Source organism: Streptomyces sp. NBC_00158, from assembly GCF_045160885.1.
Lineage (GTDB): Bacteria > Actinomycetota > Actinomycetes > Streptomycetales > Streptomycetaceae > Streptomyces.
The window spans coordinates 371,304-397,822 of sequence record NZ_CP108161.1; the positions used below are offsets into that span (position 1 = coordinate 371,304).

18 protein-coding genes are annotated in these 26,519 nt (G+C 75.9%); 13 read left to right on the forward strand and 5 right to left on the reverse strand.

The window, feature by feature from the left end:
* Positions 1 to 10 precede the first annotated feature (10 nt).
* Both OG553_RS01650 and OG553_RS01655 read right to left on the reverse strand, forming a co-directional pair.
* Entirely contained in the window at positions 11 to 2,116 is a 2,106-nt protein-coding gene (locus tag OG553_RS01650) for a sensor histidine kinase (protein WP_405977205.1), read from the reverse strand.
* Between the two features lie 98 nt (positions 2,117 to 2,214).
* Positions 2,215 to 2,883, reverse strand: a complete 669-nt coding sequence (locus tag OG553_RS01655; protein WP_405977206.1) for a response regulator — start codon at positions 2,881 to 2,883, stop codon at positions 2,215 to 2,217.
* Positions 2,884 to 3,014: 131 nt separating this feature from the next.
* On the opposite strand from OG553_RS01655, the gene OG553_RS01660 reads away from it, so the two are divergent.
* Both OG553_RS01660 and OG553_RS01665 read left to right on the forward strand, forming a co-directional pair.
* Positions 3,015 to 4,157 (forward strand): hypothetical protein, encoded by a 1,143-nt coding sequence (locus tag OG553_RS01660; protein ID WP_405977207.1) that lies wholly within the window; start codon positions 3,015 to 3,017, stop codon positions 4,155 to 4,157.
* A gap of 5 nt (positions 4,158 to 4,162) precedes the next feature.
* A complete protein-coding gene (locus OG553_RS01665) occupies positions 4,163 to 4,816 on the forward strand; it encodes a hypothetical protein (protein WP_405977208.1) in 654 nt (217 codons plus the stop codon).
* On the opposite strand, the gene OG553_RS01670 is transcribed toward OG553_RS01665, so the two are convergent.
* The 3 genes from OG553_RS01670 to OG553_RS01680 are packed head-to-tail and all read right to left on the reverse strand — an operon-like array spanning position 4,734 to position 9,070.
* Positions 4,734 to 5,918: an anhydro-N-acetylmuramic acid kinase gene (locus OG553_RS01670; protein ID WP_405977209.1), complete on the reverse strand. Its 1,185-nt coding sequence runs from the start codon at positions 5,916 to 5,918 to the stop codon at positions 4,734 to 4,736. The two genes, OG553_RS01665 and OG553_RS01670, sit on opposite strands and share 83 nt — an antisense overlap.
* Positions 5,915 to 7,645: an MFS transporter gene (locus tag OG553_RS01675; protein ID WP_405977210.1), complete on the reverse strand. Its 1,731-nt coding sequence runs from the start codon at positions 7,643 to 7,645 to the stop codon at positions 5,915 to 5,917. The genes OG553_RS01670 and OG553_RS01675 overlap by 4 nt, the downstream gene beginning before the upstream one ends.
* A gap of 3 nt (positions 7,646 to 7,648) precedes the next feature.
* A complete protein-coding gene (locus OG553_RS01680; RefSeq protein ID WP_405977211.1) occupies positions 7,649 to 9,070 on the reverse strand; it encodes an Ig-like domain-containing protein in 1,422 nt (473 codons plus the stop codon).
* A gap of 171 nt (positions 9,071 to 9,241) precedes the next feature.
* Here OG553_RS01680 and OG553_RS01685 point away from each other — a divergent pair, with 171 nt between their 5' ends.
* The 11 genes from OG553_RS01685 (at position 9,242) to OG553_RS01735 (ending at position 26,491) form a co-directional block, all read left to right on the forward strand.
* On the forward strand, positions 9,242 to 9,862 hold the full coding sequence (locus OG553_RS01685; protein ID WP_405977212.1) for an L-threonylcarbamoyladenylate synthase: 621 nt from the start codon (positions 9,242 to 9,244) through the stop codon (positions 9,860 to 9,862).
* A 548-nt stretch (positions 9,863 to 10,410) separates the two neighbouring features.
* Positions 10,411 to 12,030, forward strand: coding sequence for a BTAD domain-containing putative transcriptional regulator (locus OG553_RS01690; protein ID WP_405977213.1), 1,620 nt, complete (start codon positions 10,411 to 10,413; stop codon positions 12,028 to 12,030).
* A 75-nt stretch (positions 12,031 to 12,105) separates the two neighbouring features.
* Positions 12,106 to 14,289, forward strand: coding sequence for a TOMM precursor leader peptide-binding protein (locus tag OG553_RS01695; RefSeq protein ID WP_405977214.1), 2,184 nt, complete (start codon positions 12,106 to 12,108; stop codon positions 14,287 to 14,289).
* Positions 14,279 to 16,189: a TOMM precursor leader peptide-binding protein gene (locus OG553_RS01700; protein WP_405977215.1), complete on the forward strand. Its 1,911-nt coding sequence runs from the start codon at positions 14,279 to 14,281 to the stop codon at positions 16,187 to 16,189. The genes OG553_RS01695 and OG553_RS01700 overlap by 11 nt, the downstream gene beginning before the upstream one ends.
* 52 nt (positions 16,190 to 16,241) lie before the next feature.
* Positions 16,242 to 17,792, forward strand: a complete 1,551-nt coding sequence (locus tag OG553_RS01705; RefSeq protein WP_405977216.1) for a SagB family peptide dehydrogenase — start codon at positions 16,242 to 16,244, stop codon at positions 17,790 to 17,792.
* Between the two features lie 30 nt (positions 17,793 to 17,822).
* Positions 17,823 to 20,609, forward strand: a complete 2,787-nt coding sequence (locus OG553_RS01710; protein ID WP_405977217.1) for a lantibiotic dehydratase — start codon at positions 17,823 to 17,825, stop codon at positions 20,607 to 20,609.
* Complete coding sequence (locus OG553_RS01715) at positions 20,597 to 21,652, forward strand: lantibiotic dehydratase C-terminal domain-containing protein (protein WP_405977218.1); 1,056 nt, start codon at positions 20,597 to 20,599, stop codon at positions 21,650 to 21,652. The genes OG553_RS01710 and OG553_RS01715 overlap by 13 nt, the downstream gene beginning before the upstream one ends.
* Positions 21,649 to 22,755, forward strand: coding sequence for a peptidase M50 (locus OG553_RS01720; RefSeq protein ID WP_405977219.1), 1,107 nt, complete (start codon positions 21,649 to 21,651; stop codon positions 22,753 to 22,755). The genes OG553_RS01715 and OG553_RS01720 overlap by 4 nt, the downstream gene beginning before the upstream one ends.
* 51 nt (positions 22,756 to 22,806) lie before the next feature.
* On the forward strand, positions 22,807 to 23,775 hold the full coding sequence (locus tag OG553_RS01725) for an ABC transporter ATP-binding protein (protein ID WP_405977220.1): 969 nt from the start codon (positions 22,807 to 22,809) through the stop codon (positions 23,773 to 23,775).
* Entirely contained in the window at positions 23,772 to 24,527 is a 756-nt protein-coding gene (locus tag OG553_RS01730) for an ABC transporter permease (RefSeq protein ID WP_405977221.1), read from the forward strand. The genes OG553_RS01725 and OG553_RS01730 overlap by 4 nt, the downstream gene beginning before the upstream one ends.
* Entirely contained in the window at positions 24,524 to 26,491 is a 1,968-nt protein-coding gene (locus OG553_RS01735; protein ID WP_405977222.1) for a TOMM precursor leader peptide-binding protein, read from the forward strand. The genes OG553_RS01730 and OG553_RS01735 overlap by 4 nt, the downstream gene beginning before the upstream one ends.
* The last annotated feature ends 28 nt before the right edge of the window (positions 26,492 to 26,519 follow it).

Below are 26,519 nucleotides of genomic sequence, written 5' to 3' on the forward strand. Positions count from 1 at the left end.
CTTCGGACCATCAACGTACGGAGCCCCCTGTCCCGGGCACATGGTGCCCAGGTCCCGTGCCGGTCCCGGCCGTACGCGGGAGCACCGCCCTGACCACTGTCCCGGTCCCGGTGCTGACCAGGTCGAAGGTGCCGCCCAGCTCCTCGGCGCGCTCGGCCATCGAACGCAGCCCCACCCCGGCGTCGGCGGGGACGCCCGCGGGGACGCCGGAGCCGTCGTCGGTGACCTCGACCGTCACCGCCTCGGGGGTGAGCACCACCGCCGCGTGGGCGCGGCCGGCCCGGGCGTGGCGGACGACGTTGTTCAGGGCTTCGGCGGCGATCCGGTAGAGGGCCACCTCCACGGCGGCCGGCAGTCCCGGGAACGGTTCGGGGGCCAGGCTGACGGTGATGCGCAGGTTGCGGCCCAGGTGTTCGGCGAGCTGGCGCAGGGCGCGGGGCAGGTCGGCGCCGTCCAGGGCGGCGGGGGCGAGTCCGCCGGTGATGTGGCGCAGTTCGTCGATGGCCTGCCCGATGCCCTCGGACACGGCGGCGAGCGAGTCCGTGGCCCGGGTGCCGGGCGGTATGGCCGCGCGGGCGGCGTCGACCTGGAGGCGCAGCCCTGACAGGGCGGGGCCGAGGCCGTCGTGGAGGTCGTGGCGCAGCCGGCGGCGCTCCTCCTCGCGGGCCAGGACGATCTGTTCGCGGCTGGTCTGGAGTTCCTCGTAGAGCTGGAGGGAGGCGATGGCGGGGGCGCTGTGGTCGGCGAGGATCCGCACGGCCTCGCGGTCCTGCTGGTCGAGGGCGAGCTCGCCGGCCCGCGGCGGGACGTAGAGGTGGCCGATGGCGTTGTCCCGGTGGACCAGGGGGAAGGCCTCGTCGCCGCTGCCGGGGCTGCCCAGGCGGGCCAGTTCGCGTTCCCCGTGCCGGGTGAGGATCACCAGGCGGGCGGCGGGCAGGTGGAGGGTGCGCACGACCGTGTCGCACAGCAGGCGGGGCATGTCACCGGGGTCGAGGGCGTGGCTGAGCCGGTCGGCGAGGGCGCGCACCGCCTGGTAGGGCTGGGCGCGTTCGCCGTAGTAGTAGCGGTCGACGAGCCGGGCGGCCCAGCGCGCGGTGGGCCGCAGCAGGACGCCCACCAGCAGGGTGAGGCAGGCCATGAGCCCGGACTCGGGGGTCAGGGAGCCGGGCGCGAAGTAGTCGAGGACGAACGCGCCGCCCGCGTAGGCCATGAACAGGCCGAAGGTGAGGACGAAGGCGGTCAGGATGCGCCGCCCCGCCCGGTCCAGGGCCCAGGTCCGCTCCCGGATGTGCACGTAGCCCACGGTCGCCGGCCAGGACGCGGCGGCGAGGTAGACGATGACGACCTCGAAGCCCATCGGCGGGTCGCCGTACTGGTTGACGGCGATCACCGCGATCCACAGCAGGTAGGGCACGGCCAGGATCGCGTAGGGGCGGTCGGACTTGGCGGTGCGCGGCCAGCGGACGGCCATGAGCAGGATGCCGACGCCCGCGATGAAGGGCGGGACCCAGCGCGAGGCGGTGTCCATCCACGGCGTCAGCAGGCGCTCCAGGCCGGCCCAGCCGGGACCGGAGATGGGGGTCTCGACGCCGTAGTGGACGAAGCCGGGCCGGGTGAAGACGTAGTACTGCTGGGCCGCGCTGAACAGGGCGGTGAAGGCCACGTACGGCGTGCCCCACCGGGGGAAGCGGCCGGTGGGCAGCCACAGCGGCATGGGGTAGATGATGACGTTGATCAGGGTGAAGGCGACCATCACCAGGATGAACACGGCGGTGAGGACGCGCGGGCCCGCGCCGTGCACCACGGCGGTCTGCGGCACCACCTGGGCGAGGGTGAGGGCGCAGCCGGAGCAGAGCATGAGCCACCCGAGGACCCGGGCGGTCCGGCGGGCGGCGAACACCATGCCGGTGAGGGCGATGCCGAGGCCGACGAGCACGTGGTCGGCGGCGAGGTGGAGGCGTACGGTCCGCAGCGCGGGGTGGCCGATGTGGGTGAGGGTGACGATGCCCCAGGTGATGGCGGCGAGCATGGTGAGGACGCAGACGGCGTAGGCGGGCAGCATCTCCGGCCCCGAGCGGGGCGTGCTCGCGGTGGTCCGGTTCGCTGCTGTGCGCATGTCGGCCTCCCCGGCCGCTCGGTGCGTTGGTTTCCAGCCTGGTGCGCCCCCGGTCCCGGGCGCATGGGGCGGGTGTCCCGGTTTCCCGGCCCCCGGGCTCAGCCGTCGTCGCCCAGGCCGGCGTCCCGGGCCCGGGCGACCGCCTCGGCCCGGGAGGTGACCTGGAGCTTCTCGAAGACGTGGGTGATGTGGTTGCGGACCGTCTTCTCGGACAGGGCCAGCTCCCGGGCGATGCGCCGGTTGTCGTGGCCCCGCGCGATCAGTTCGAGCACCTCCACCTCCCGGGAGGTGAGGGAGGGGAAGAGCTGTCCGGCGTCCCGCCGGCGGCCGCCGGCCAGGAGTTCCGCGAGCCGGGCGGCGAGTTCGGAGCCGATGACGGCGCCGCCCGCCGCGACCGTGCGCAGGGCGTGCAGCACCTCCTCGGAACCCGCGCCCTTGACCACGTAGCCGCGGGCGCCAGCCTGGAGGGCGGCGAGCAGGCTGCCGTCGTCGTCGGACATGGTGAGCATCAGGACCGGCAGGCCGGGGTGGGTGCCGGCGAGGCGGCGCGTGGCCTCGATCCCGGAGACGTCGGGCAGGGACAGGTCCATCACGACCACGTCCGGCCGGTGCTCGTCCACGGCGGCCGGGACCTCGCCGCCGGTCTCGGCCTCGGCGACGACGACCGCGCCCCGGGTGCTCTCCAGGGCGGCCCGCAGGCCCTCGCGGAACAGGGGGTGGTCGTCGACGATCAGAACCCGGGGGATGGTCCGGTCTTCTTCGTCCACGGAACGACACTAACAGTTGCGGACCGTCGCTCTGGGTGACCGGGCCGGGTCGGGTGGGACTCGGTGTGCGGGACCGGGAAGGGGTCTGGGCCTCATGCCCCTGGGGTGCGGGCGCCCGGATCGTGGGCGGCATGTCCGCACACCTCTCCCCCGTCCGCATCGACCGGTCCCTGCCCGTCGGCCCGGCGCACGTCCCCGTGCACATCCGCTGCGGGGACGGCCCGGCCGGCGAACTCCCCGGCCTCCTGCGGAACCTCGCCCCGGGCCGGATCGCGCTGGTCACCGACCCCGGGCTGCCGCGCGGCCACGCGGCGGGCGTCCTGCGCCTGCTGGGGTCCGCCGCGCCCACCGGGGTGCTGTGGCCCGAGGGCGACGGCCCCCTCGTCGTCCCGGACGGCGCCCTCGCCGTGGCGCTCGGCGGCAGCCGCGTGATCGAAGCGGCCGACCGGGCCCGGTACGCCGACGGCACCCGGCCCCCGCTGGTCCGGCTGCCCACCACCCTGCGGGCCATGACCGACACGGCCCTGTCGGTGGCGGGGCCCGGCGGCCGCGTCGCGGCGCCCGTTCTGGTCCGGATCCACCTGGAGTTCCTCGCGACCGTGCCGCCGCACCGGCAGGTCGCCGGGCTGGGGCCGCTGCTGCGCACCGTGCTGGCCGTCGTGCCGGCGTCGGCGGCGCGCGTGGCCTCCCGGCTGCGGCCCGGAGGCGGGTACGACCCGCAGGCGCTCGCCTCGTTCGTCTCGCTCTGCCTGGAGGCGAGGACCGCGCTCGGCTCCCACGACCCGCTGGGCCGGGGACCCGCCGCCGCCCTGCGCTACGGCGAGCCCGTCGCCCGCGCGGTGCGCGGCCTCGCCGGTCCGGAGCTGCCGTACGGGGACGCGCTCGCCCTGGGCCTGCGTGCCGCCGCCGCGGTCTCCCGCCGCCTGGGCCTGCTGGGTCCGGCGGACGAGGCGGCCCACGAGGACCTGCTGACCCGGGCCGGCGCCGCCCGGACCCTGCCCGCGGGGATCCGCCCGCGCGAGCTCACCGCCGCCGCGACCGGGGGCCGGGGCGGGGCCCGCATGGTGCTGCTGCGCGCGCTGGGCGATCCGTACGCCCACCGCGGCTCCCTGCTCGCCCCGGTCGCCGCGGACGTCCTGGAAGCCGCGCTCACCGAACTCGTGCCCGCCGGCCCGCCGGTCCCGGCACCGGACCGGGACCGCTCCCGGCTCCGCGTCCCGGGCGGCCGGGACGGCGGGCTCCCCGCCCCGGGCGGGGCCGTCTCAAGGAAGTGATCACCATGTACGCGTTCCTCGGCCACTTCGGCGCCGTCCTCCCGGCGCACCGGCTGCACGCCGCCGCCGCGCAGCTGCGCACCGGCCTTCCCGGCGGGATCCGCCTGAGCCGCGGCGAGGGGTGGGCGCTGGCCTCCGGCCGGGTCTTCGAACGGGGCGGGGTCGCCGCCGCCCTCGACGGCGGGATCGAGGGGCGGCTCGCCCTGGCCACCCGGCTGGAGGTGCGCGGCCTCCCGGTCGCCGACCGCAACGACGCGGCGCTGGCGCACTCCGCCTTCGCGCTGGACGGCGCGGGGTTCGCGGCGCACGTCGAGGGCGGGTACGCGGCCGCCGTGGTCGACGCGCGCGCCGAGCCGTTGCTGGTGCTGGCCGCCGCCGGGGCCGGCGGCACCCCGCTCTACTGGTACCGGGAGCCGGGCGGGGGCCCGTTGTGCTTCGCCTCCGCGCTGCCGGCGCTGCTGGCGCTGCTGCCGGACCGGCCGGGGTCGTGGGTGCGGACGCTGGCGCCCGGTACCACCGCCGTCTGCTCCCGGCGCGCCGCCCCGCGTCCGGCGCCGCGCGCGGACCCCGCCCCGCTCACGGCGGCGGGCCGACGGCGATCCGTACCGGCGCCCGGGACGGCGCGGGAGGCAGCCGCAGCGGTTCCCGCCCCGGGGTGAGGGAGCCGAGCACCCGGGGCCCCCGGGCCCCGGTGCAGCCGGGGGCGTTGCCGGGCAGGCCGTGCAGGGTGAGGAAGCCGAGGACGGCGAAGGCGTACGCCTCCTTGGCGGCGGCGGGCAGTCCCAGTGCCGCCGAGTCCAGCAGGGCGGTGCGCGGCGGCAGTTCCTCGCGGAGCATGGCCATCAGGGCCGGGTTGCGGGTGCCGCCGCCGGAGGCGACGACCTCGGTGACGTGAAGCGGGCGCAGGGCGTCGGCGACGGTCCGGGCGGTGAGCCGGGCGAGGGTGGCGAGGAGGTCCTCGGGCGGGAGGGGGGTGCGGCCGTCGAGGGCGGCGCGCAGGTGGCCGTGGTGGAAGAGCTCCTTGCCGGTGGTCTTGGGAGGGGGAAGCCGGTAGTAGGGCTCGGCGAGCAGCCGCCGCAGGAGCGGTTCGTGGACCCGGCCGGCGGCGGCGAGGGCGCCGTCCTCGTCGTATCCGCGGCGGCCGCCGGTGAGTTCGCGTACGGCGGCGTCCATCAGGGCGTTGCCGGGGCCGGTGTCGAAGGCGACGGGCGGGCCGGCCGGGGGCAGGGCGGTGAGGTTGGCGATCCCGCCGATGTTGAGGGCGGCGGGTGTACCGGGGCGGCCGCGCAGCAGCATCAGGTCGACGAGGCTGACGAGCGGGGCGCCCTGGCCTCCGGCGGCGACGTCGCGGGGGCGGAAGTCCGAGACGACGGGGCGTCCGGTGGCTTCGGCGATCCAGGCGGGGCGGCCGAGCTGGAGGGTGCCGTGGACCCGGCCGGCGTCGGTCCAGTGGTAGACGGTCTGGCCGTGGGAGGCGATCAGTGCGGCGCGGCCGGCGCACAGTTCGCGGTCGGCGCGGACCGCGAGGGCGGCGAAGGCCTGGCCGATGCGGGTGTCGAGGAGGCAGACGTCGGCCAGGGTGGTGGGCGCGGGCGGGAGGGCCGCCGCGAGGGCGTCGCGCAGGCCGTCCTCGTAGGGGGCGCTGACGAGGCCGAGCGGGACCAGCCGCAGGGTCTCGCCGCCGTCCTCCAGGGTGAGCCGGGCGGCGGCCGCGTCGACGGCGTCGTACGAGGTGCCCGACATCAGGCCGATGACCCTCATTCCAGGGGCCTCAGGTGGCCGTCGCCGCGCAGCCCGGCCAGGGCGAGGGCACTGAGGGCGCAGGTGCCGGCGGCGTAGTAGGCGGGGACGTCGTGGTCGCCGGTGGCGGCGGTCAGGGCGGTGATGACGAGGCCCGCGCAGCCGGAGAACACTGCGCCGGTGAGGGCGTACGCCAGTCCGGGCCCGGTGCAGCGCACCCGGGCGGGGAAGGTCTCGGCGAGCATGGCGGGCCCCGGGCCGGCGAGGAGCCCGACGGTGGCGCCCGCGGCGAGGACGGCGGCGGCCTTGGCGGGGGCGGAGGCGGCGGGGTCCTGGAGGAGGTGGAGCAGCGGGAGTGCGAGGAGGGTGACGCCGAGGGCTCCGGCGAGCATGACGGGGCGGCGGCCGATCCGGTCGCTGAGGATCCCGGCGGGCAGGATGGCGGCGGCGAAGCCGAGGTTGGCGAGGGCGGTCGCGGTCAGGGCCTGCCGGAAGGAGGCGCCGAGCGTCGCCTGGAGGTAGGAGGGCAGCACCACGAGGAAGGTGTACCCGGCCGCGGACCAGCCCATGAGCCGCGCGACCGCGAGGAGGACGGCCCGGGCCGTGCCGGACCCTCCGGGGGTCGTGGGGGCGGGGGCGGAGCCGCTCGCGGCGGAGCCGGTACCCCTGACGGCGGTGCCGGAGCCGACGGGGCCGGGCAGCCCGGCCCCCGCCGCGGGCGGGGCGGCACCCGTCGGCCGCGCGGGGTCGGGCCGCTGCGCGGAGCCGGCCCCGCCCCGCCCTTCCACCGTTCCCAGGGGCTCCGCCCCTGACCCCGGTACCGGACGCTCCGCGCCCTGTGCGCTCGAACTCCCCCGGCTACCGCTGAGAGGTGCCCCCAGCGCGGGCTGGGTGTTGCCACGCAGCGGCAGGTCCAGCCCCGTCGGCGTTTGAGGCGCGGGGGTCCGGGGCGGAGCCCCGGGGAACGGAGGAAGGGCGGGGCGGGGAGCAGCCCTCGGCGCGGCACCCGGCGCCGGCGGTACGGCTTCCGGCGGTACGGCTTCCGGCGGTGCGGGGGCGGCCGTGAGGGCCGGCGGCGGCGGGTCGTCGGGGAGGCCGGCGCGCAGACGGTACGCGGCCAGGCCCAGTGGCAGGGCCAGCAGGAAGGGGATGCGCCAGCCCCAGGCGTGCAGGGCCGCCGGGGGGAGCAGCGCGGACAGCAGGGCGGCGACGGCCGCGCCGGCGAGCAGGCCCAGGGCGACGGTGAAGGACTGCCAGGCGCCGTGGCGGCCGCGCCGGCCGGGCGGCGCCGATTCCGTCATCAGGGCGACGGCCCCGCCGAACTCCCCTCCCAGGCACAGCCCTTGCAGGACGCGGAGCAGGGTGAGCATCCAGGGTGCGGCGACGCCGATGGCGTCCCGGTCGGGGAGGAGGCCGATCAGGGTGGTGGCCAGGGTCATCAGGGTGATGACGAGGACCAGGGCGGGACGGCGGCCGACGCGGTCTCCGACGCGGCCGAAGAGGAGGGCTCCGGCGGGCCGGAAGAAGAAGGACACCGCGAAGGAGGCGTAGGTGGCGACGAGCGGCCCGGCGCCGCCCTGGCCGGCCGCCTGGGCGGGGGTGAAGAACCGGTCGGCGATGACGGTGGCGAAGGCGGCGTAGACGCCGAACTCGTACCACTCGGTGAAGTTCCCGGCGGAGCCCGCGAGCAGCACCCGGCGCGGTCCGGTGGCGGACCGCGCCGGGCGGGGCGGGGCGGGGTGGGCCACCGCTCAGGTCGTCGGGTCGAGGCGGGAGGGGGCGTCCGGCGTCCGGTGCGCGGCGGCCGCCGGGGTCAGGGCGCTGCCCTCCAGCCAGGTGCGCCAGTCCATGTTCCAGTCGCCGATGCCGTTGCCGAAGGGATCCATCTTCTCGCCGCCGCTGTTGACCACCTCGACGATGTCGCCCTCGCGGACGGTCTCGTAGAACCAGGCGGCGTCCTCGGTGGACATGCCGGTGCAGCCGTGGCTGACGTTCTCCTCGCCCTGCGACTCGACGGACCAGGGAGCGGCGTGGACGTACTCGCCGCTCCAGGTGACCCGGGTCGCGTAGAGGACGGGGAGGTCGTAGAACTCCTTGGTGCCCTTCTTGATGCCGACGCTGTCGCCGCGCATGCGGACCTTGGCCTCCTTGCCGAGGACGACCTTGATGCCGCTGCGGGTCAGGAAGCCGGCCTTGCCGGTGGTGACGGGGATGGTCCTGATGAGGCGTCCGTTGCGGCGTACGGTCATCTCGTGGGCGGCGGAGTCGGTGACGGCCTCGATCCGGTCCGCGACGGTGAACTCCACGGACTCGGAGGGGCCGCCGTAGCCGTGCTCGCCGAGGTCGACCCCGTCGAGGCCGCTGCGGACGCGGACGACGGTGTGGGCGGGCCAGTAGGTGCGGGGCCGGAAGTGCAGGGTCGAGCTGTTCACCCAGTGCCAGGCCCCTTCGACCCGGGGCCGGGAGGTCACCTGGAGGGCCTGTTCGACGCGGGCGCGGGCGTCGGGGTCGTCGGCGGGGACGGGGTGGCTGAGTTCGGCGGTGACGACCTCGCCGGCGCCGTACGTGCCGGGGCGGGGGCCGAAGTCGGCGGTGAGCCGGCTGCCGTCCGCGGGCGCGTCGGGCCGTGCGGTCCGGAAGACCATGCTGACGCCGACGGGCGCGCCGCGGCCGTCCTGGGCGCCGACGCGGACGGTGTAGCCCTCACCGGCGCGCAGGGGTTCGGTGTTGCGCCAGCGCCCGCCGTCCGGGCCGAGTGCGCCCGCGAGGTGGCGGCCGTGCCCGTCGGTGACGGTGACGTCGGTGAGGCGGCCGGCCTCCGCGCGGGCGAGGGTGATCTCCAGCGGGGAGCCCGAGTCGGTGGGGAGTTCGACGGCGTCGCCGAGGGCCGGGTCCCACAGGACGGCGCCGCCCCCGGCGGTGGCGAGCACCCGCTGTTCCCGCCAGGTGCCGCAGCGGCCGCTCCGGAAGGCTCCGGCGGCGCACCACACGGCGGAGTCCGCGCGGACCCCGCCGTCCAGGGCGTGGCCGACCAGCAGGGTGACCGCGGCCTCCGGGGCGGCGTCGGGGGGTGCCGCTCCGGCCGTGCCGCCCGGTGCGTGGGTGAGGGCCAGCGCGGCGGCCCCCGTCACCGCGGCGACCGCGCTCCACGCCTTCGTCCGTGACTTCGCCACTCAGCCCTCCACCTTCGTCCTTCGGCCGGATGGCAGCATCAAAGAGGACGAGAAGCCGAAACGATGATCACAAACTCGGCACTGCGCCCGAACGGGCGTCCCAAGTGAACCCGGACGGAGTAGGGCGCGCGACCTGCGGAGTGCGGCGGTCCGGTCCCGTAGGCTCGGCGGATGGCGAAGTACTTCGACGTTCACCCCGAGAATCCCCAGCGCCGCACCCTCACCGGCGTGGCGGACTCGGTCCGCTCCGGCGCGCTCATCGCGTACCCCACGGATTCCTGTTTCGCGCTGGGCTGCCAGCTGGGCAACCGCGACGGCATCGCGCGGATCCGGCAGATCCGCAACCTCGACGACAAGCACCACTTCACCCTCGTGTGCCAGAACTTCGCCCAGCTGGGGCAGTTCGTGTACGTGGACAACGACGTGTTCCGGGCCGTCAAGGCGGCGACCCCGGGCGCCTACACGTTCATCCTGAAGGCCACCTCGGAGGTGCCGCGGCAGCTGATGCACCCGAAGAAGAAGACGGTCGGGGTCCGGATCCCGGACCACCTCGTCGCCCAGGCCCTGCTGGCCGAGCTGGGCGAGCCGCTCGTCTCCAGCACCCTGCTGCTGCCGGACGAGGAGGAGCCGCTGACCCAGGGCTGGGAGATCAAGGAGCGGCTCGACCACGTGGTGGACGCCGTCGTCGACTCCGGGGACTGCGGCACCCGGCCGACCACCGTCATCGACTTCTCCGGCGGCGGGGCGGAGATCCTGCGCCGCGGGGCGGGTGACACCGCGCGCTTCGAGTAGTCCTCCCGCGATCCTCGTGCGACGGCGGATTCCGGTTCCGGATCACTATCCGGAATCCGCCAGTCCGCCGCCCGTTCCGGCCATCGGGGAGCCGGCCGGGAATGCGCCCTCCATTCATACTCAAGCGATCCATCCATCGGGACTCGTTTAGCTGTGAACAGAATTGACGGACCGGCGGTAACTCCACGGAATCCCGGGGTGACGGAGAGGAGAAGAAGGCCGGGTACGCCGGAATTGATCCGTATCCCAACTCGACTTCCACAAGATCCGTTCTGTAGGGTTCCAGTTATTCACCGCCCAACGGGGAGCGGCGAGCAGCCGCGGGCATTGGTCCGGACTATTTCCGGAGTGTGTGTCCGTCGGCACGGCTCGTTGGAACGACGCCCCCGTCACGTTCAAACGCGAAACACGTGACCCGACACGGGGGACCATCAATGCGGTTCCAGCTTTTGGGGCCCTTGAGTATTGCGCACGGCCCCGAGACAGTAGTTCTCAAACCATCCAAGCCGACCAGTCTCCTCGCCGCCCTTCTGCTCCATCCCGGCGCCGTGGTTTCCACCGGTTATCTGCTCCGCGCCGTATGGGACGAGGAGCCTCCCGCGACCGCGCGGGCCGCACTCCAGACCTGCGTGCTGCGGCTGCGCAGGTTATTCGCGAAATACGGCATATCCGCGACCACCATCGAGGCCGTGCCCGGCGGATACCGGATGCGCAACGACACCGACACGCTCGACCTCGCGCTGTTCCGGTTGCTGACCGCGCAGGCGCGGGCCGCCGCCGGGACCCCGGAGGAGCTGTACCGGCTGCGCGAGGCCCTCTCCCTCTGGCAGGGCCAGCCCCTGTCGAACGTGGCCTCGGGCATGCTCCAGCGGGACGCGGTGCCCGCCCTCGAACAGGAGCGGCTGCGGGTCCTGGAGCGGGTGTGCGACCTCGAACTGGCCGCCGGGAACTGCCACCAGGTCCTCGTCGACCTGTACGAGGGCGCCCGCCGCCAGCCCGTCCGCGAGCGCTTCACCGAGCAGCTCGTCGAGGCCCTCTACCGCACCGGCCGGCAGGCGGAGGCGCTCGCCGAGTACCGCACCGTCCGCGAGCGGCTGCGCGACGAACTCGGCGTCGACCCCGGTCCGGGCCTGCGCCGGCTGGAGCTGGCGATCCTGCGGGCGGAGGAACTGGGCCCGGCCGCCCGCCCCGAGGAGCTCGAACCGGCCGCTCCGCGCCCCGCCGCCGTACGCGACCGCTCCCCCGGGCCCGCCGGACCGCCGCCGGTGCCCGGGTTCGCCGGACGCGCGGCGGACCTGCGGGCCCTGGCGACGCACCTCACCGACCCCGGCGGGCCCCGGCTGCTGGTCGTCTCCGGAGCGCCCGGGATCGGCAAGTCGGCGCTCGCGCAGCAGAGCGCGTACGAGGTCCGGGAGGCCTTCCCGGGCGGGGTGTCCGTCATCGACCTGGCCCGGCCCGACGGGAGCCCCCTGGACGCCGAGGAGGCCCTCAAGCTGCTGCCCGGACCGGGCGACCGCGGCCGGCGGCTGCTCGTACTCGACAACGCGGCCGGAGCGGGCCAGGTGCTGCCGCTGCTGCCGGAGACCGGCGGCGCCACCGTGATGGTGACCAGCCGGCGCGCCCTCGCGGCGGCGGTGGCCACGCACGGCGGCTTCGTGCACCGGCTCGACGTGCTCGCGCCGGCCGAGGCCCACGCCCTGCTCGCCGGCCTCGTCGGAACCGGGCGCATCTCCGCCGAGGAGCCTGCCGCGCGTGAACTGGCCGCCGTGTGCGGGTGGTTCCCGCTCGCTCTGCGGATCGCCGCCGGACGGCTGCTGACCCGGCCGGGACTGTCCGTCGCCGACTGCGCGGCCTGGCTGGCCGAGGACCCGCCCGGCCGGCTGGCCCTCGCCGAGGACCCCCGGCTGTCGGTGCCGGAGGTCCTCGGGCGGGCCGTCGCCGCGCTCCCGGCCGGTCCGCGGGAGGCGTTCCTTCGGCTGGGCTCGCTCGAGCCCGGCTCCGGTCCGGCCACAGCCGCGGAAGAGAGCGTGCTCGAACAGCTCGTGGAGGCCGGGATGCTGGAGGACGGGCCACCCGGCGAGCCCTACCGGATCCATGCCTTCCTCCGCGTCTACGCGCGGTGGCTGGCCCGGGGCCGGGACGGCGCCGCCGCCCTCCAGCCCCGCTGAGCGGGCCCCGCCCGCCTCCCCGACATTTCCCACCTCACGTCTTTGTCCCCACCAGACCGCAATCAGAGGTGTTCCATGTCCCTGGACAGCTACCAGTACGTTGCCGCGACACGCCCCAGGATCCGCCGGGACGTGCTCTTCACCGAAACGCCCGACGGCGTGCTGTTCCACAACTCCGACGGGGGCTTCCGTCTCACCGCCCGCACCGCGTACCGGTTCGCCACGCTGATCGTCCCGCACCTGACGGGCGAACACACCGTGACCGAGCTGTGTCAGGGACTGGGCGACGCCCAGCGCGCGATGGTCGGCGAACTCGTCAAGACCCTGTACGAAAGGGACTTCGCCCGTTCCGTCGCCGAGCCCGCCGCCCCGGAGCCGGCCGCCGCACCGCCGGACGTGGCCCGCAGATTCGCGCCGCAGATCGCCTACGCCGACCACTACGCGGACGACGCCGAAGCCCGCTTCCTGCGCTTCCGCGGCACCCGGGTCGCCGTCCTCGGCGAGGACGCGGTGGCCCGCTGGTGCGCGCTCAGCCTGGTGCGCAACGGCTGCGCCACCGTGGGCGTGCCGGCCGGGGCCGACGCGGACGAGGTGCGGGCCGAGGCGGCCGAGGCCGTCGCCGACGGCTGCCCGGTGGAGATCCGCACGCTGCCCGGGCAGCCGCTCGGCTGGGCGGAGCTGGCGGAGTACGACTTCGTCGTGGTCACCGGCGGGGCGGCGGCCCCGGCCCGGCTGCTGCCGCTGCTGCGCGCCGGGGTCCCCGAGGGGCGCACCCTGCTGCCCGCCTGGTCGTACGGGAACGACGCGGTGGTCGGCCCGCTCATGGCGCACGGCACCGCCGGCTGCTGGTCCTGCGCGGCCCTGCGGCTGGGCTCGGCGCGCGGCGGGCCGGCGGCGGCCGCGCTCTGGAGCGCCCTCGCGCTGCCGGAGGCACCCCTCGCCGAGGGCCCGGTGCCGGGGCGGCCGCTGGCCGCGATGATCGGCAACCTGCTGGGGTACGAGGTGTTCCGCGCGGCCTCCGGCTCGCTGCCCGCCGAGACCGCCGGCCGGATCCTCGTCCAGGACACGGCCTCGCTGGACGTCACCGCCGAACCGCTGTTCCCGCACCCGCGCTGCCCGTTCTGCGCGCCCGGCGAGACCGAGGACGCCCCCCTGGACCTCACCGCCGCCGGCACCTCGGGCACGCCCGCGCTGCCGACGCTGGAGACCGCCCGGGAGGCGGACGACCTCGTGGAGGAGCTGAACCGGCGCTCCGCCCTGGTGCGCCCGTACGCGGGGGTGTTCACCCGGTACGCGGACGAGGAGCTCACCCAGATCCCGCTCAAGGCCGGGGTGGTGGAGCTGGGCCTCGGGCACGGGGAGACCCGCACGGTCGCCGCGTTCGACGTCCACCACGTGGCGGGGGCCCGCATGCGGGCCCTGGACGCGGCGGCGCTCGTGTACGCGGAGCACGTGGTGCCGGCCCGCGACGTCACCGCCGGCGGGCCCGGCGCGGTCGCCGCGGCGGCGCTGGCGACCGCCTCCGGGATACCCGGCGAGGCCCGCGCCCACCAGGCCGCGGTGTCCCTGCTGACGAAGGAGCCCGCGCTGGTCCCGGCGGGCGCGGTACGGCCGTTCGGCCCGCACAACGCCGAGCGGCTCTTCGAGCGCACCCGCGCCGGGGCCGGCGCCGGCCCCTCCCCCGCCGACGCGGCGGCGGCCGGGCTGCTGTCGGCGCTCGGGCACGCCGCGCTGCTGCGGGCGGTGCGCGGCGGCGGGGCGGCCCCGGTACCGCTGCCGGAACGTGACGGGGAGGACGCCGAACTCGCCTTCCTGCTGCGGTCGGCGGACCGGCTGGAGCTGGAGCCTGAGCTGCTGGACCTCGGCGAGGGCCCGCGCTCGGGGGTGCAGGTGCTGCTGGCGCGCGCCGGGGAGCACTGGGCGCTGGGCGAGGGCCTTGACCGGCGTACGGCGGCGGTCGCGGCCCTGCGGGAGCTGCTGGGCGCGGCGCAGTACGGGGCGGACGGCGCCGACGCGGGCCGCGATCCCCTGCTGCGGGACCTGGACCCGCGCGCGCTGGCGGTGTCCGGGGAGCCGGCCGCGCCCCTGGCGGCGGAGCCCGCCGCGTCCTGGGACCAGGTGCTGGAGCGCCTCGCCGGGGCGGGGCTCGACGCGTACGCGGTGGCGACCGGGTCGGCGGAGCTGGCCGGTGCGGGAGTCCACACCGTGCGGGTGCTGCTGGCGTCGGTGGCGGCCGGGGAGTCCGGCGATGACGCGTAGCGGCTCCGCCGCGGTGGCGGACGGGCTCGGGCGGGAGGCCGCCGGGCGGTTCACGGAGCTGCTGGAGCGGGCGGTGGCCGCGCTGGGCGGGCCGCCGGTGGCCGTGTCGGCCCTGGGGCTTCGGGACGCGTTCGCCGCCCCGGACCGGGAGGTTGCGGCGGGTGCGGTCCCGGTCGCGCTGTACGGGCACCAGGCCGTGGTGGGCCCCCTCCCGGGGGACGGGCCGGGCTGCGCGCGGTGCCTGGAGCGGCGCTGGCAGGCGGTGCGGTCCGTCGCGCTGCGGGACGCCCTCGAACTGGGCGGCGGGACCCGGGCGGCGGGCGGCTGGCCGTACGCGCACGCCTTCGCCGCCGACGCGGTGGCCGCGCTGGTGGTCTCCGCGGGCTCCGGCTCCGCCGGGGCGGCGGGCGGGGTGTTCCCCGGGGTGTGGGTGCTGGACCTGCGCGACGGGGGCGTGCGGCGGTACCCGCTGGTGCCCGATCCGGAGTGCCCGGTGTGCGGGACGCCCGAGGCGGACACGGCCCGGGCGCTGGATCCGGAACCTGCGCCGAAGCACCGGCCGGGGGCTTTCCGCACCCGGCCGGTGGAGGCGTACGCCATCGACGTGGCGGCGTTCGCGAACCCGCTGTGCGGGGCGCTGGGGCCCTCGCTGGTGCAGGACGTCTCCTCGACGTCCACCTCGGCGACCATCGGCTGCTTCTCGATGCGCTCCGGCGAGTACCTGCGCGAGACGTTCTGGGGCGGGCACACCGACTCCTTCGACCGCAGCGCCCGGGTCGGGGTGCTGGAGGGGCTGGAGCGGTACGCGGGGATGCGCTCGCGCTCGCGCACGACCAGCGTCACCGGCTCGCTGAACGGCTTCGGGGCCGAGGCCGTCGACCCGCGGGTGGTGGGCCTGTACGGCGACGCGTTCTACCGGGACAACCCCCGGGTGCGGCCCTTCGACCCGGACCGGGAGATCCCCTGGGTGTGGGGGTGGTCGCTGCGCGACCGGCAGCCGCGGCTGGTGCCGGAGGTGCTGACGTACTACCACGCGCCGGGCCTGGAGAACCGGTTCGTGCAGGAGAGCTCCAACGGCTGCGCCTCGGGCGGGAGTCTGGCCGAGGCCGCCTACTTCGGGCTGATGGAGGTGGTCGAGCGGGACGCGTTCCTGCTCACCTGGTACGGGCGGCAGCCGCTGCCCGAGATCGACCCGGCCACGAGCGAACGGGCCTCGACGCGGGCGATGGTCGACCGGCTGGCCCTGTACGGGTACCGGGCGCGGTTCTTCGACACGCGGATCAGCTTCCCGATCCCGGTGGTGACGGCGGTCGCCGAGCGGTTCGACGGCGGCCCCGGCCGGATGTGCTTCGGGGCGGGCGCCGGGCTGGACCCGGAGTCGGCGCTGGACTCGGCGCTGTGCGAGATCGCCACGGACGCGGTGAACCTGCCCGGGCGCACCGAACGGGACGAGGAGCGGCTGCGCGCGATGGCGGCCGACTTCGACCTGGTCACCGCCCTGCACGACCACCCGCTGGTGTACGGGGTGCCGGAGATGGGCCGCCACGCCGACTTCCTGCTGCGCGGGCCCTCCCGGGGTCCGCTGCGCCCGGTGTCCTCGCTGCTGGGCCCCGAGGGGGTGTCGGACGACGTGGCCGTGGACCTGGCGCGGTGCGTGGAGGCCGTCGCCGCCGGGGGCTTCGACGTGGTGGTGGTCGACCAGACCCTGCCGGAGCAGCGGGCCCTGGGCCTGCACACCGTGAGCGTGCTGGTGCCGGGGCTGCTGCCGATCGACTTCGGCTGGTCGAGGCAGCGCGCGCTGGGCATGCCGCGCATGCGCACGGCCCTGCGCGAGGCGGGACTGCGCGGGCGCGACCTGGAGCCGGCCGACCTCAACCCCGCCCCGCACCCCTTCCCCTGACCCGGCCGCCGCCGGCCCCGCCCGGCACGGCCGCACGAACCGAGGAGGACCCGTGGGCTACGCCCATGACTACGCCAGCGCCATCATGTACCGGGGCCGGGTGCCCATGGAGCCCGTCGACTTCGTGCCCGACTGGGCCGACCGCCCCCGCAAGGCGAAGTACTACCCCGGCGCGGAGACCCTGCCGCTGCCGGACCCGGAGGCGGGCGGGCCGCGCCCCGCGGCGGGGTTCACCCTGCCGCTGCTGTCCGGGATGCTGCAGGACTCGTACGGTCTGACCGGCCGGCGCCTGGGCGTGCAGGCCAACACCGACCTGGCGGCGCTCCCCCACTACACGCAGGCCAACTGGTCGCGGGGCACCGCCTCGGGCGGCGGGCTCTACCCGGTCGGCGTGTACTGGGCGGCCGGTGCGGGCGGTCCGCTCGCCCCGGGCCTGTACCACTACGCCCCGCACCAGCACGGGCTGCGCCGGCTGCTGGCCGGGGACGTCACCGGTGACGTGCGGGAGGCGCTGGGCCACGGCCCCGGGGAGGGCTCCTCGCAGTACCTGGTGCTGAGCGTCAAGTACTGGCAGAACTCCTTCAAGTACAACAGCTTCTCCTTCCACGCGGTCAGCATGGACGTGGGCGCGCTGGTGCAGACCTGGCGGCTGTGGGCGCGGGCGCACGGGCTGCGGATCGCGCCCGCGCTCTGGTTCGACGAGGAGCGCCTGGCCCGGCTGCTCGGCGTGGCCCCCGAGGAGGAGGGCGTCTTCGCGGTGCTCCCCCTGGAATGGGAGGGCGACGCGGCCGGCTCCGCCGCCGGGACTCCGTCGGCGGGCGCCGGGGTCCGCCACCGTGACGCGGAGCGGTCCCGCACCGTGCTGGCCTTCGAGACGCTGGAGCGGATCCACGCGGCCACCCTCGGCCGGGCCGGGGACCGTCCGGCGCCCGGCGCACTCGACGCCGCGGCCGCGTACCCGCCGCGGGGCGGGCGGCCCGTCCCCCTGCCCGCCCCGGCGGCGCCCCCGATGGGCGAGGCCGCCGCGCTGCGGGCCCGGCGCAGCAGCTTCGGCCGGTTCGACGCCACCCGGGCGGTGACGGCGGAGCAGCTGGCGGCGGCGCTGGCGGACTGTGCGGCGACCCGGCCTGGCAGTGAGGCCGAGCGGCCCGGCGGGCCGCCGCTGACCTCGCTGTACGCCTTCGTCAACCACGTCGAGGGGATCGAGCCGGGCAGTTACGCCTACGACGCCGAGGCGCACGCGCTGCGGCTGGTGGTGCCGGGTCCGCCCGGGCCGTTCCTCCAGGCCAACTACTTCCTGTCCAACTACAACCTGGAGCAGGCGGGCGCGGTGCTGGTGCCGACGGTGCGCACCACCGCGGTCATCGACGCGGTCGGCGACCGGGGCTACCGCCTGATGGGGGCGGCGGTCGGCGCGATCGCGCAGACCTTCTACACCACCGCCGCCGCCCACGGGCTGGGCGCGGGCGTGGCGCTCGGCTTCGACAACGTCTCGTACGCCGAGCGGCTGGGCCTGGCGGACACCGACGAGGCACCGCTGCTGATCATGCTGCTCGGCCACGAGCGGCCGCGGCCGGCCGACTTCCGCCACGAGATCGCCTGACCGGGCCACGAGAGGAACAGGGGGACCAGGATGGACACCACCACCGAATGGCACACCGGCGAGCGCTTCATGCTGCGCGTCGCCGGCCTGCCGCTGGCCGCGGCCGACGCGCTGCGCTGCGGGGACACCGGGCGCTGGGCGGCCGACGTGCTCGCGGCCGAGGAGACGCTGCGGGGCGACGCGCAGTGGCTGAGCGAGGTGCTGCACCGGGCGGTCGGCGCGACCGACCCGGAGCCTGACGGTCCGGGCGCGGCGCTCCGGCGCGAACTGCTGCGGCTGCGCCGGCAGGTCCACAACGGGCGGGTGCCCGCCGATCCCGACGCCGCCCTGCGGGCGGTGGCGGGGCTGGAGGAGGAGGCGGGCGACCGGCTGGCGCTGTGGCTGGAGCGGACCCGCGAGCTGGAGAAGCTGCTCGCCGAGGGCGAGGCGCTGCTGGCGGCCGATCTGGGCCGGGGCCGGGCCGCGCTGCGCGGGCTGCTGGAGGACGACCGGCTGCGGCACGGGCTGCTGCTGGCCTCTCCGGTGCTGGAGGGGCAGCTCGACGCGTACGCGGCGGCCACCGCCGGGGGCGGGGAGCCGGGGGGCCGGGCGCGCAAGGCCGAACGCTCGGTGCTCTCGTACCTGTACCGCACCGCCTGCAAGACCAGCCCCTTCAGCACCTTCACCGGGGTGGCGACCGGCCGGTTCACCCCGGAGGCGGGGACCGGCGGGATCCGGGTGGAGGACGCCTGGGGCAGCCACGTCCGGCTGAACGTGGTGGTGCTGGCGCGCCTGGCCGAGCTGGTCCTGGCCGATCCGGTGCGCCGCCGGGACCTGCCGCTGCGCCCGGCCCCGGGCTGGGGCCGGGAGGACGACCGGATCCGGTACGTGCGCCGCTCGGTGACGGCCGGCGACGACACGGCCGCCGTCACCTTCGACGCGGTCAAGGACCGGCTGTTCTTCCTGCGCCGCAGCGGCACCCTGGACCGGCTGCTGGCCCTCTTCGCCGAGCGGGCCGAAGGGGCCGGAGCCGCCGGTGCGGCGGGCGGCGGCGAGCCGGAGCTGCGCCACCACGAGCTGGCCGACTGGCTGGCCGCCGAGCACGGCGCGGCCCCCGAGGAGTGCGAGGCGTACATCGGGGCCCTGCTCCAGCTCGGCATGGTGCGGGTTCCGTGCCTGGACACCGAGGTGCACAGCGGGGACCCCGTACGGTCCTTCCAGCAGGCGCTGACGGGCCTGGAGCGGCCCTGGGCCGACGCGCTGGCCGCACTGCTGGAGGAGCCCGCCCGGCTGCTGGAGCGCTATCCGCTCGCCGGGCGCGCCGAGCGCCGCGAGCTGCTGTCCGCCCTGCGCGCGGCCCTGCGGCGGGCGCAGGAGGAGCTGGGCGCGCCGGTGGACGCGCCGCTGCCGCAGACACTGGTGTACGAGGACACCAGCGCGGGCCGCGACCTGGCGGCGGCTCCCCCGGCCTGGGCGGAGCCGGGCGCGGGCGGCGGGTCGCTGCGCTCGGTGGAGCGGATCCTGCCGGCCTTCGACCTGACGGTGGCCCAGCGGATCACCTTCGAGGGGTTCTTCACGGCCCGCTACGGCCGCGGCGGGCGCTGCGAGGACCTGCTGGGGCTGGTGCACGACTTCCACGAGGACTTCTTCGACCAGTACCTGTCCTTCACCGCGCGGCGCACCCCCTTCGACGCCCGGGGCGAGTACGTGCCGGAGGAGAACTGGCTGGGCCTGCCCGGGATCCGGGCCCTGGACGCGGCGCGGCGGGCCTTCACGGGCCGGATGCGGGAGCACTGGGCGGCGTACGAGGAGGGCGGCGCGGGCGGCGGCGAGCTGCGGCTGTCCGGGGAGGACGTGGAGGCGGTCGCGGCCGAACTGGAGCCGGTCGTGCCCGGCTTCGCACCGCGCTGCCACCACCTCCAGCTCGCGCGGGACCCGGAGACGGGCGCGGAGCTGACCGTCCTCAACCGCTCGTACGGGGGGCTCTCCTTCCCGTTCAGCCGGTTCACCCACCTGTACCCGGATCCGGCCGGGCTGGACGGCGAGCTGCGCGCGACGGCCGCCGCGGTCACCCCGCCGGGCGCGGTGTTCGCCGAGGTCACGGGCGGGGCGGTGACCACCAACCTGAACCTGCACGGGCGGCTCACCGAGTACGAGATCGTCTGCCCGGGCGAGAGCGGGACCCTGCCGGAGGAGCGGCTGCTGCGCCTGGACGACCTGTACGCGGAGCACGTGCCGCAGACCGGCCGCGTGGTGCTGCGTTCGCGGCGCCTGGGCCTGGAGGTGATCCCGGTCTACCTGGGGTACCTGGTGCCGCTGGCGCTGCCCGCCGTACCGCGCACCCTGCTGCTGCTGTCGCCGTCGTCGATGTCCCCGCTGGACGTCTGGGCGGGGGTGCCGGAGGGCGCGGCGCACGCCGGGGTGACCACGCGTCCGCGGGTGGTGCACGGGGACCTGGTGCTCAGCCGGCGCAGCTGGACCACCACGGCGGGCGAACTGCCCGCGCGGGGGGCCCGGGAGGCCGGGCACTTCCTCGAGTGGCAGCGCTGGCGGCGGGCGCACGGGCTGCCGGAGCGGGTGTTCGCGACGGTGTCGGCGGGCCCGTCCGCGCTGGGGGCCAAACCGCAGTACGTGGACTTCTCCAGCCTGCTCTCGCTGGCCGCGTTCGAGCCGCTGCTGCGCGAGGGCGGCCACCGGGTCGTCTTCCGGGAGATGCTCCCGGACCCCGGGGGCCTGCACGTCGCCTCGGCGCGCGGCGGCCACGTCGCCGAGCTCGCCGTCGAGACCTTCACCACGACCGTCCGGACCGAGGAGGGCGCACCCGCATGTCAGAGCTGACCCCGAAGCGTGGCGCGTGGCAGGCCATGCACGTGTTCTACGCCGCCAACCCGCAGCCGCTGCTGGTGCAGTGCGTGCGGCCGCTGATCGCCTCCCTGACGGCGGACGGGCTGCTGGCCGGGCACTTCTTCATCAACTACTGGCTGGAGGGACCGCACGTCCGGCTGCGGCTGCGGCCGGTGAGCCCGGAGGCGGAGCCGGAGGTGCGCCGGCGTGCCGAGGAGGCCGTGTCGGGGTTCCTGAAGGCGCGGCCCGCGCTGTACGAGGTGGACTCGGGCTTCCTCAACGAGTTCTACAACACCCTGTTCGACATCGAGTTCCCGGAGGGGGACCGGGCCGCGTTCATGGGCGAGGACGGCCGGATGAACCTGCGGCCCAACAACTCCTTCTCGTACGAGCCGTACGAGCCGGAGTACGGCAAGTACGGCGGCCCGGCCGGGGTGGAGCTCGCGGAGTGGCACTTCGCGCACTCCAGCGACCTCGTCATGGAGGCGCTGGGCTCGATGAACCTGCACCTGCGGACGGTGCTGCTGGGCACCTCGGCGCAGCTGATGATGGTGATGGCCGGGGTGTTCCTGCCCGACCGGGAGGAGCTCGGGAACTACCTGGACAGCTACTACCAGTTCTGGCACCGGGCGTTCCCGGGCACCGGTTTCATCGGCTCGACCGAGTACGACCGCACGTACGAGCAGACCGGTCCGGGTCTCGGGCGGCGGTTCGAGGCGGTGCTGGAGGCGCTGGGTTCCGGGGAGACGGGCCGGCTGCCGGCCTTCCTGGCGGGCTGGGCGGAGCACTGCCGTGAGCTGCGGACCCGCGCCGAGGCCCTGGCGGCGGGCGGGCAGCTGGTGTTCCGGTCCTGGGACGGGAGCCGCGACGAGCGGGTCACCGATCCGGCGGTGGCGCTGCCGCTGCTGCTGTCCCCGTACATGCACATGACCAACAACCGGCTGCACGTGACGATCCGGGACGAGGCCTACCTCTCGCACCTGCTGGGCCGGGTGCTGCGCGAGGGCGCGGCGGCCGCCGGGGCGGTCGGGCCGTGACCGCGCCCTCCCGGATGCTGGACCACCGGCCTGAGCTGCGGGCCGGGGTCCTGCTGTCGCCGCCGCTGCTGAACGGCGCGGCCGTGGTGCACCTGGTCAAGGACCCGGTGTCCGGGGCGGCGTTCGAGATCGGGCCGAAGGAGTACTTCCTCGTCTCGCGGCTCGACGGCTCGCGCAGCCTGGCGGAGATCGGCGAGGCGTACGGGCGGGAGTTCGGGCGGCGGCTGGGCGAGCGGAACTGGCAGCAGCTGCTCGGGCTGCTGGGCACCCGGCGGCTGCTGGCGGGCGGACCGGCCCCGGAGCCGGAGGCCGGTCCGGGGCCGCAGCGGACCGGGACCCTGCTGCGCGGCACCCTGCGGCTGGTCGCGGACGCCGACGCCACGACGGCCCGGCTGCACCGCGTCCTGCGGCCGCTGCTGCGGCCGGCGGTGCTGGGCGCGCTGCTGCTGGTGTTCCTGGCCATGGAGGTGTGGCTGGCGGCTTCGGCGGGCGTGCTCTTCGCCGACCTGTGGTGGCTGCTGACGCGTCCGGCGCCGTTGCTGGCGGTGGCCTCGCTGCTGTGGCTGAGCACGGCCCTGCACGAGTTCGCCCACGGGATAGCCGCCCGCCACGTGGGCGGCACCGTCGGGGAGATCGGGCTGCGCTGGCGGCTCCCGATGGTGATCATGTACTGCCGGGTCGACAACTACCGCTACCTGCCGCGCCGGCGGGACCAGCTGGCCGTGGCCGGCGCGGGCGCCTTCGCCAACCTGCTGTTCCTGCTGCCGTTCTGCGCCTGGTGGGCGGCCCTGCCCGTGGGCGACCCCACCCGCCGGGTGCTCGGCGCGCTGCTGCTGCTCGGCAGCGCGCAGGCCCTGGTCAACCTCGTCCCGCTGCCGCCGCTCGACGGCTACACCCTGCTCGGGCACGCGCTGCGCGTGACCCGGCTGGCTCCCGCCAGTTCGGCGTACCTGCGGCTGCGGATGCGGGACAAGGGCGCCGCGGCCGCCTACCCGGTGCGGGCCCGGCGGCTGTACCTCGGCTACGGGATCGGCTCGGCCGTGCTGGTCCTGCTCCTGGCCGGATGCCTCGCGGCCGCCGTCGTCCTCACCGCGTCCCCCTGAACCCCTTTCCGACCCCCCACCCGATTCCGACACCGAGGGAACCGCACGCCCATGACAACTGACCGCACTCCGCCGCCCGACGCCCCCGTGGCCGTCGCCGTCCGGGAGGTCCGCAAGCGCTACGGCGACCGACAGGCCGTGGACGGGCTCTCCCTCGACGTGCGCCGCGGCGAGTTCTTCGGACTCCTCGGCCCCAACGGGGCGGGCAAGACCACCTTCATCGAGATCGTCGAGGGGCTGCGCCAGGCCGACTCGGGCACCGTCGAGGTGCTCGGGCACAACCCCTGGCCGCGCAACACGGCGCTGCTGCCGCGGATCGGCGTACAGACCCAGGCCTCGGCGTTCTTCGTCCGGCAGACCGCGCGCGAGCACCTCGCCACCGTCGCCGGGCTGTACCGCAAGGACGCGGCCGCCGCGGACCGCTCGCTGGCGCTGGTCGGGCTGACCGAGCAGCGCGACGTGCTCGTGGAGAACCTCTCCGGCGGCCAGCGCCAGCGGCTCGCCATCGCCTCCGCGCTGGTCCACGACCCCGAGCTGATCTTCCTCGACGAGCCGACGGCCGCGCTGGACCCGCAGGCCCGCCGCGACCTGTGGCAGGTGCTGCGCGCCCTGAAGGGCGAGGGCCGCACCATCGTCTACACCACCCACCACCTCGACGAGGCCGAGGCCCTGTGCGACCGGGTGGCCATCCTGGTCGGCGGCAGGATCGCCGCCCTGGACTCCCCGCACCAGCTGATCACCGCCGCCGGCTCCCGGGCCAGGCTGCTGGTCCCCGAGGGGCGGATCGGCCGGGACGAGGCCGCCGCGATGGACGGCGTGGACCGGGTCAGCGAACAGGGCGGCTCGCTCGTGCTGGAGACCTCGGTCCCCGGCAAGGTGCTCCAGGCCGTCGACGCGCTCACCGGGCTCGACGGGGTCATGACCCGTACGGCCACCCTGGAGGACGTCTACCTGGAGCTGACCGGCCACGCCCCGGCCGGGGACGGCTCCCCCGCACACACCCTGGAGTCCCGCGCATGAGCGCCTACACGGCACTGACCGCAGCCGGCTACCGGGCCCAGGTCCGGGACAAGGCCACCCTGTTCTTCACCTTCGCCTTCCCGCTGCTGTTCCTCGTCGTCTTCGGCCTGATCTTCAGCGGGCAGGACGTGGAGCAGAGCGGCCGCCCGTACATCTCGTACATCGCGCCCGGCGTGATGTCCTGGGGCGTCGCCAACGCCGCCGTCTTCGGCATCGCCTTCACCCTGATGCAGTGGCGCCGCGACGACCTGCTGCGGCTGATCCGGCTCAGCCCGACCCCGCTGACCACGGTGCTGGCCTCGCGCTACGTACTGGCCCTGGTGGTCGGCGTGGTGCAGGCGGCCGTGTTCGTCGCCGTCGCCATGCTGCCCGGGTTCGGGCTCGAACTGGACGGCCGCTGGCCGCTGGTGCTGCCCGCGCTGGGCCTCGGCATCACCGCGTTCATGGCCATCGGGGTGATCGTCGGCAACTACGCCAGGACGCCCGAGGCCGTCGCCGCCATCGCCAACTGCATGATGGTGCCGATGGCGTTCCTGTCGGGCTCCTTCCTGCCGCTCGACATGATGCCGTCCTGGCTGCGCACGGTCTCGCAGGTGCTGCCGCTGCGCTACCTCAACGACGCCGCGTCCGGGGCCCTCACCGGCACCGGTTCCCTCGCCTCCATCGGGATCGGCTGCGCGGCCCTGGCCGGCTTCGCCCTCCTGTTCGGCGGGATCGGGCTGAAGACCTTCCGCTGGAGCAACCAGTCATGACCGACACCGCGACGCGGACCGTACGGGCGGCCGCGGCCCCCGACGGCACCGCCCTGGAGGAGGCACGCCGGCAGCTGGAGCGGGCCCTCGCCGCCGGCGCCGCCCCGGGCGCGGCGGCGCCGTACGTGGTCACCCTCGGGGTGCACGACGCCCTCGGGCCGCGTACCGCCGACCCCTTCGCCCGGGTCCGCCCGGCCGCCACGGTCCACCTCGGCGCGCAGGCCGTGCTGCTGGGGCCCTGGGGCGGCGACGGCACCGCCCCGGCCTGCGGTCAGTGCCTGGCGATGCGCTGGCAGCGGCTGCGCAGCAAGAGCGAACGGGACGCCCTGGAGACCGGGACCGGGCCGCGCACCCCGGTCTCGGCGCGCTGGCCGCGGCTGTCGCCGTACGTGCTGGACGCGGTCGCCGCCCTGCACGCCGCCGTGGCGGGCGGTGAGGCGCGGGCCCCGGGAGCGGTGGCGGCCGACCGGGCGCTGCCGCAGGTGTCCCGGCTGGACCTGGAGACCCTCCAGGTGCGCACCTACCCGCTGGCCGCCGACCCGCTCTGCCCCGACTGCGGGCCGAGCGCCGCGGCCGAGCCGCAGCCCTTCACGCCCGCGTCACGGCCCAAGCCGGACCCGGACGCGCAGCGGCTGCGCAAGGCGTCCTCGTACCCGGTGCCGCGGGAGGCGCTGGCCAATCCGGTGACCGGGGTGCTCGGTGGGGGCACCTGGATCAACGTGACCTCGCCGACCACCGCCCCCGTCGCGGGCAGCGTCTTCATGCGCGGCTACGCGGGGCTGACGGACGTCACCTGGAGCGGGCAGGCCAACAGCTTCTCCGCCAGCCGGGACCTGGCGTTCCTGGAGGGGCTGGAGCGGTACGCGGGCACCCACCGGCGCACCGGCGCGGAAGCGCTCACCGCCTCGTACGCGGAGCTGGGCGACCGGGCCCTGAACCCGGCGGAGTGCGGGTTCTACCCGCCGGAGACCTACCGGGACGACCCCCTGGTGTCGCCCTTCGACCCCGAGCGGCCCATCCCGTGGGTGTACGGTCACTCGCTGCGCGACGACCGGCCCGTGCTGGTCCCGGCCCGGCTGGCGTACTACAGCGCGGGCCTGGCCGCCGACAACTTCGTCTTCGAGTGCTCCAACGGCTGCGCCATCGGCGGCTGCCCGGAGGAGGCGCTGCTCGGGGCGCTGCTGGAGCTGATCGAGCGGGACGCGTTCCTGCTCGCCTGGTACGGCGGCCAGCGCCTGACGGAGATCGACCTGGACTCCGTACCGGGGCCGGCGGTTCGGATGATGGTGGACCGGGCGGCCCTGCAGGGGTACGACGTGCACGCCTTCGACAACCGGATCGACCTGGCGGTGCCGGTGGTGACGGGGCTGGCCGTGCGGCGCGACGGCGGGCCGGGGCTGTACTCGTTCGGCGCGGGCGCGGCGCTGGATCCGGCGTCGGCGGTGGAGGCGGCGCTGTCGGAGGTGCTCACCTACATCCCGCACCTGCCCCGGCAGGTGGCCGAGCGACAGGGCGAACTGGAGGCGATGAGCCGGGACTTCGGGAAGGTGCTGCACCTGAAGGACCATGCCCAGCTGTACGGGCTGCCGGCGATGGCGCCGTACGCGCGGACCTACCGGGAGCCGCTCGGAGTGCGGACGATGGCGGAGCTGTACGCGGGATGGGAGGCCGGTGGGCGGCCGCGGACCGGCGACCTGCGGGACGACCTGCTGCTGTGCGTACGGGAGTTGACGGGCGCCGGGCACGACGTGATCGTCGTCGACCAGACCACGCCGGAGCAGCGCCGGATGGGGCTGAGCACGGTGTGCGCCGTCGTGCCGGGGCTGCTGCCGATCGACTTCGGCTGGTCGCGCCAGCGGGCCCCGTACATGCCCCGGCTGCGGACGGCCGCGATGCGGGCGGGTTTGCGCGCCACGCCGCTGACGGACGCGGAGGTCCGGCTGGTGCCGCACCCGTTCCCCTGATTCCCCGGCCGGCCGGGCCCCGGGGCGC

Bases quoted from the DNA above. Each gene is read 5' to 3' on its own strand.
- OG553_RS01725 (WP_405977220.1), top strand. From the start codon at position 22,807: ATGACAACTGACCGCACTCCGCCGCCCGACGCCCCCGTGGCCGTCGCC.
- OG553_RS01715 (WP_405977218.1), top strand. From the start codon at position 20,597: ATGTCAGAGCTGACCCCGAAGCGTGGCGCGTGGCAGGCCATGCACGTG.
- OG553_RS01735 (WP_405977222.1), top strand. From the start codon at position 24,524: ATGACCGACACCGCGACGCGGACCGTACGGGCGGCCGCGGCCCCCGAC.
- OG553_RS01710 (WP_405977217.1), top strand. From the start codon at position 17,823: ATGGACACCACCACCGAATGGCACACCGGCGAGCGCTTCATGCTGCGC.
- OG553_RS01695 (WP_405977214.1), top strand. From the start codon at position 12,106: ATGTCCCTGGACAGCTACCAGTACGTTGCCGCGACACGCCCCAGGATC.
- OG553_RS01700 (WP_405977215.1), top strand. From the start codon at position 14,279: ATGACGCGTAGCGGCTCCGCCGCGGTGGCGGACGGGCTCGGGCGGGAG.
- OG553_RS01650 (WP_405977205.1), bottom strand. From the start codon at position 2,116: ATGCGCACAGCAGCGAACCGGACCACCGCGAGCACGCCCCGCTCGGGG.
- OG553_RS01685 (WP_405977212.1), top strand. From the start codon at position 9,242: ATGGCGAAGTACTTCGACGTTCACCCCGAGAATCCCCAGCGCCGCACC.
- OG553_RS01730 (WP_405977221.1), top strand. From the start codon at position 23,772: ATGAGCGCCTACACGGCACTGACCGCAGCCGGCTACCGGGCCCAGGTC.
- OG553_RS01670 (WP_405977209.1), bottom strand. From the start codon at position 5,918: ATGAGGGTCATCGGCCTGATGTCGGGCACCTCGTACGACGCCGTCGAC.
- OG553_RS01660 (WP_405977207.1), top strand. From the start codon at position 3,015: ATGTCCGCACACCTCTCCCCCGTCCGCATCGACCGGTCCCTGCCCGTC.
- OG553_RS01665 (WP_405977208.1), top strand. From the start codon at position 4,163: ATGTACGCGTTCCTCGGCCACTTCGGCGCCGTCCTCCCGGCGCACCGG.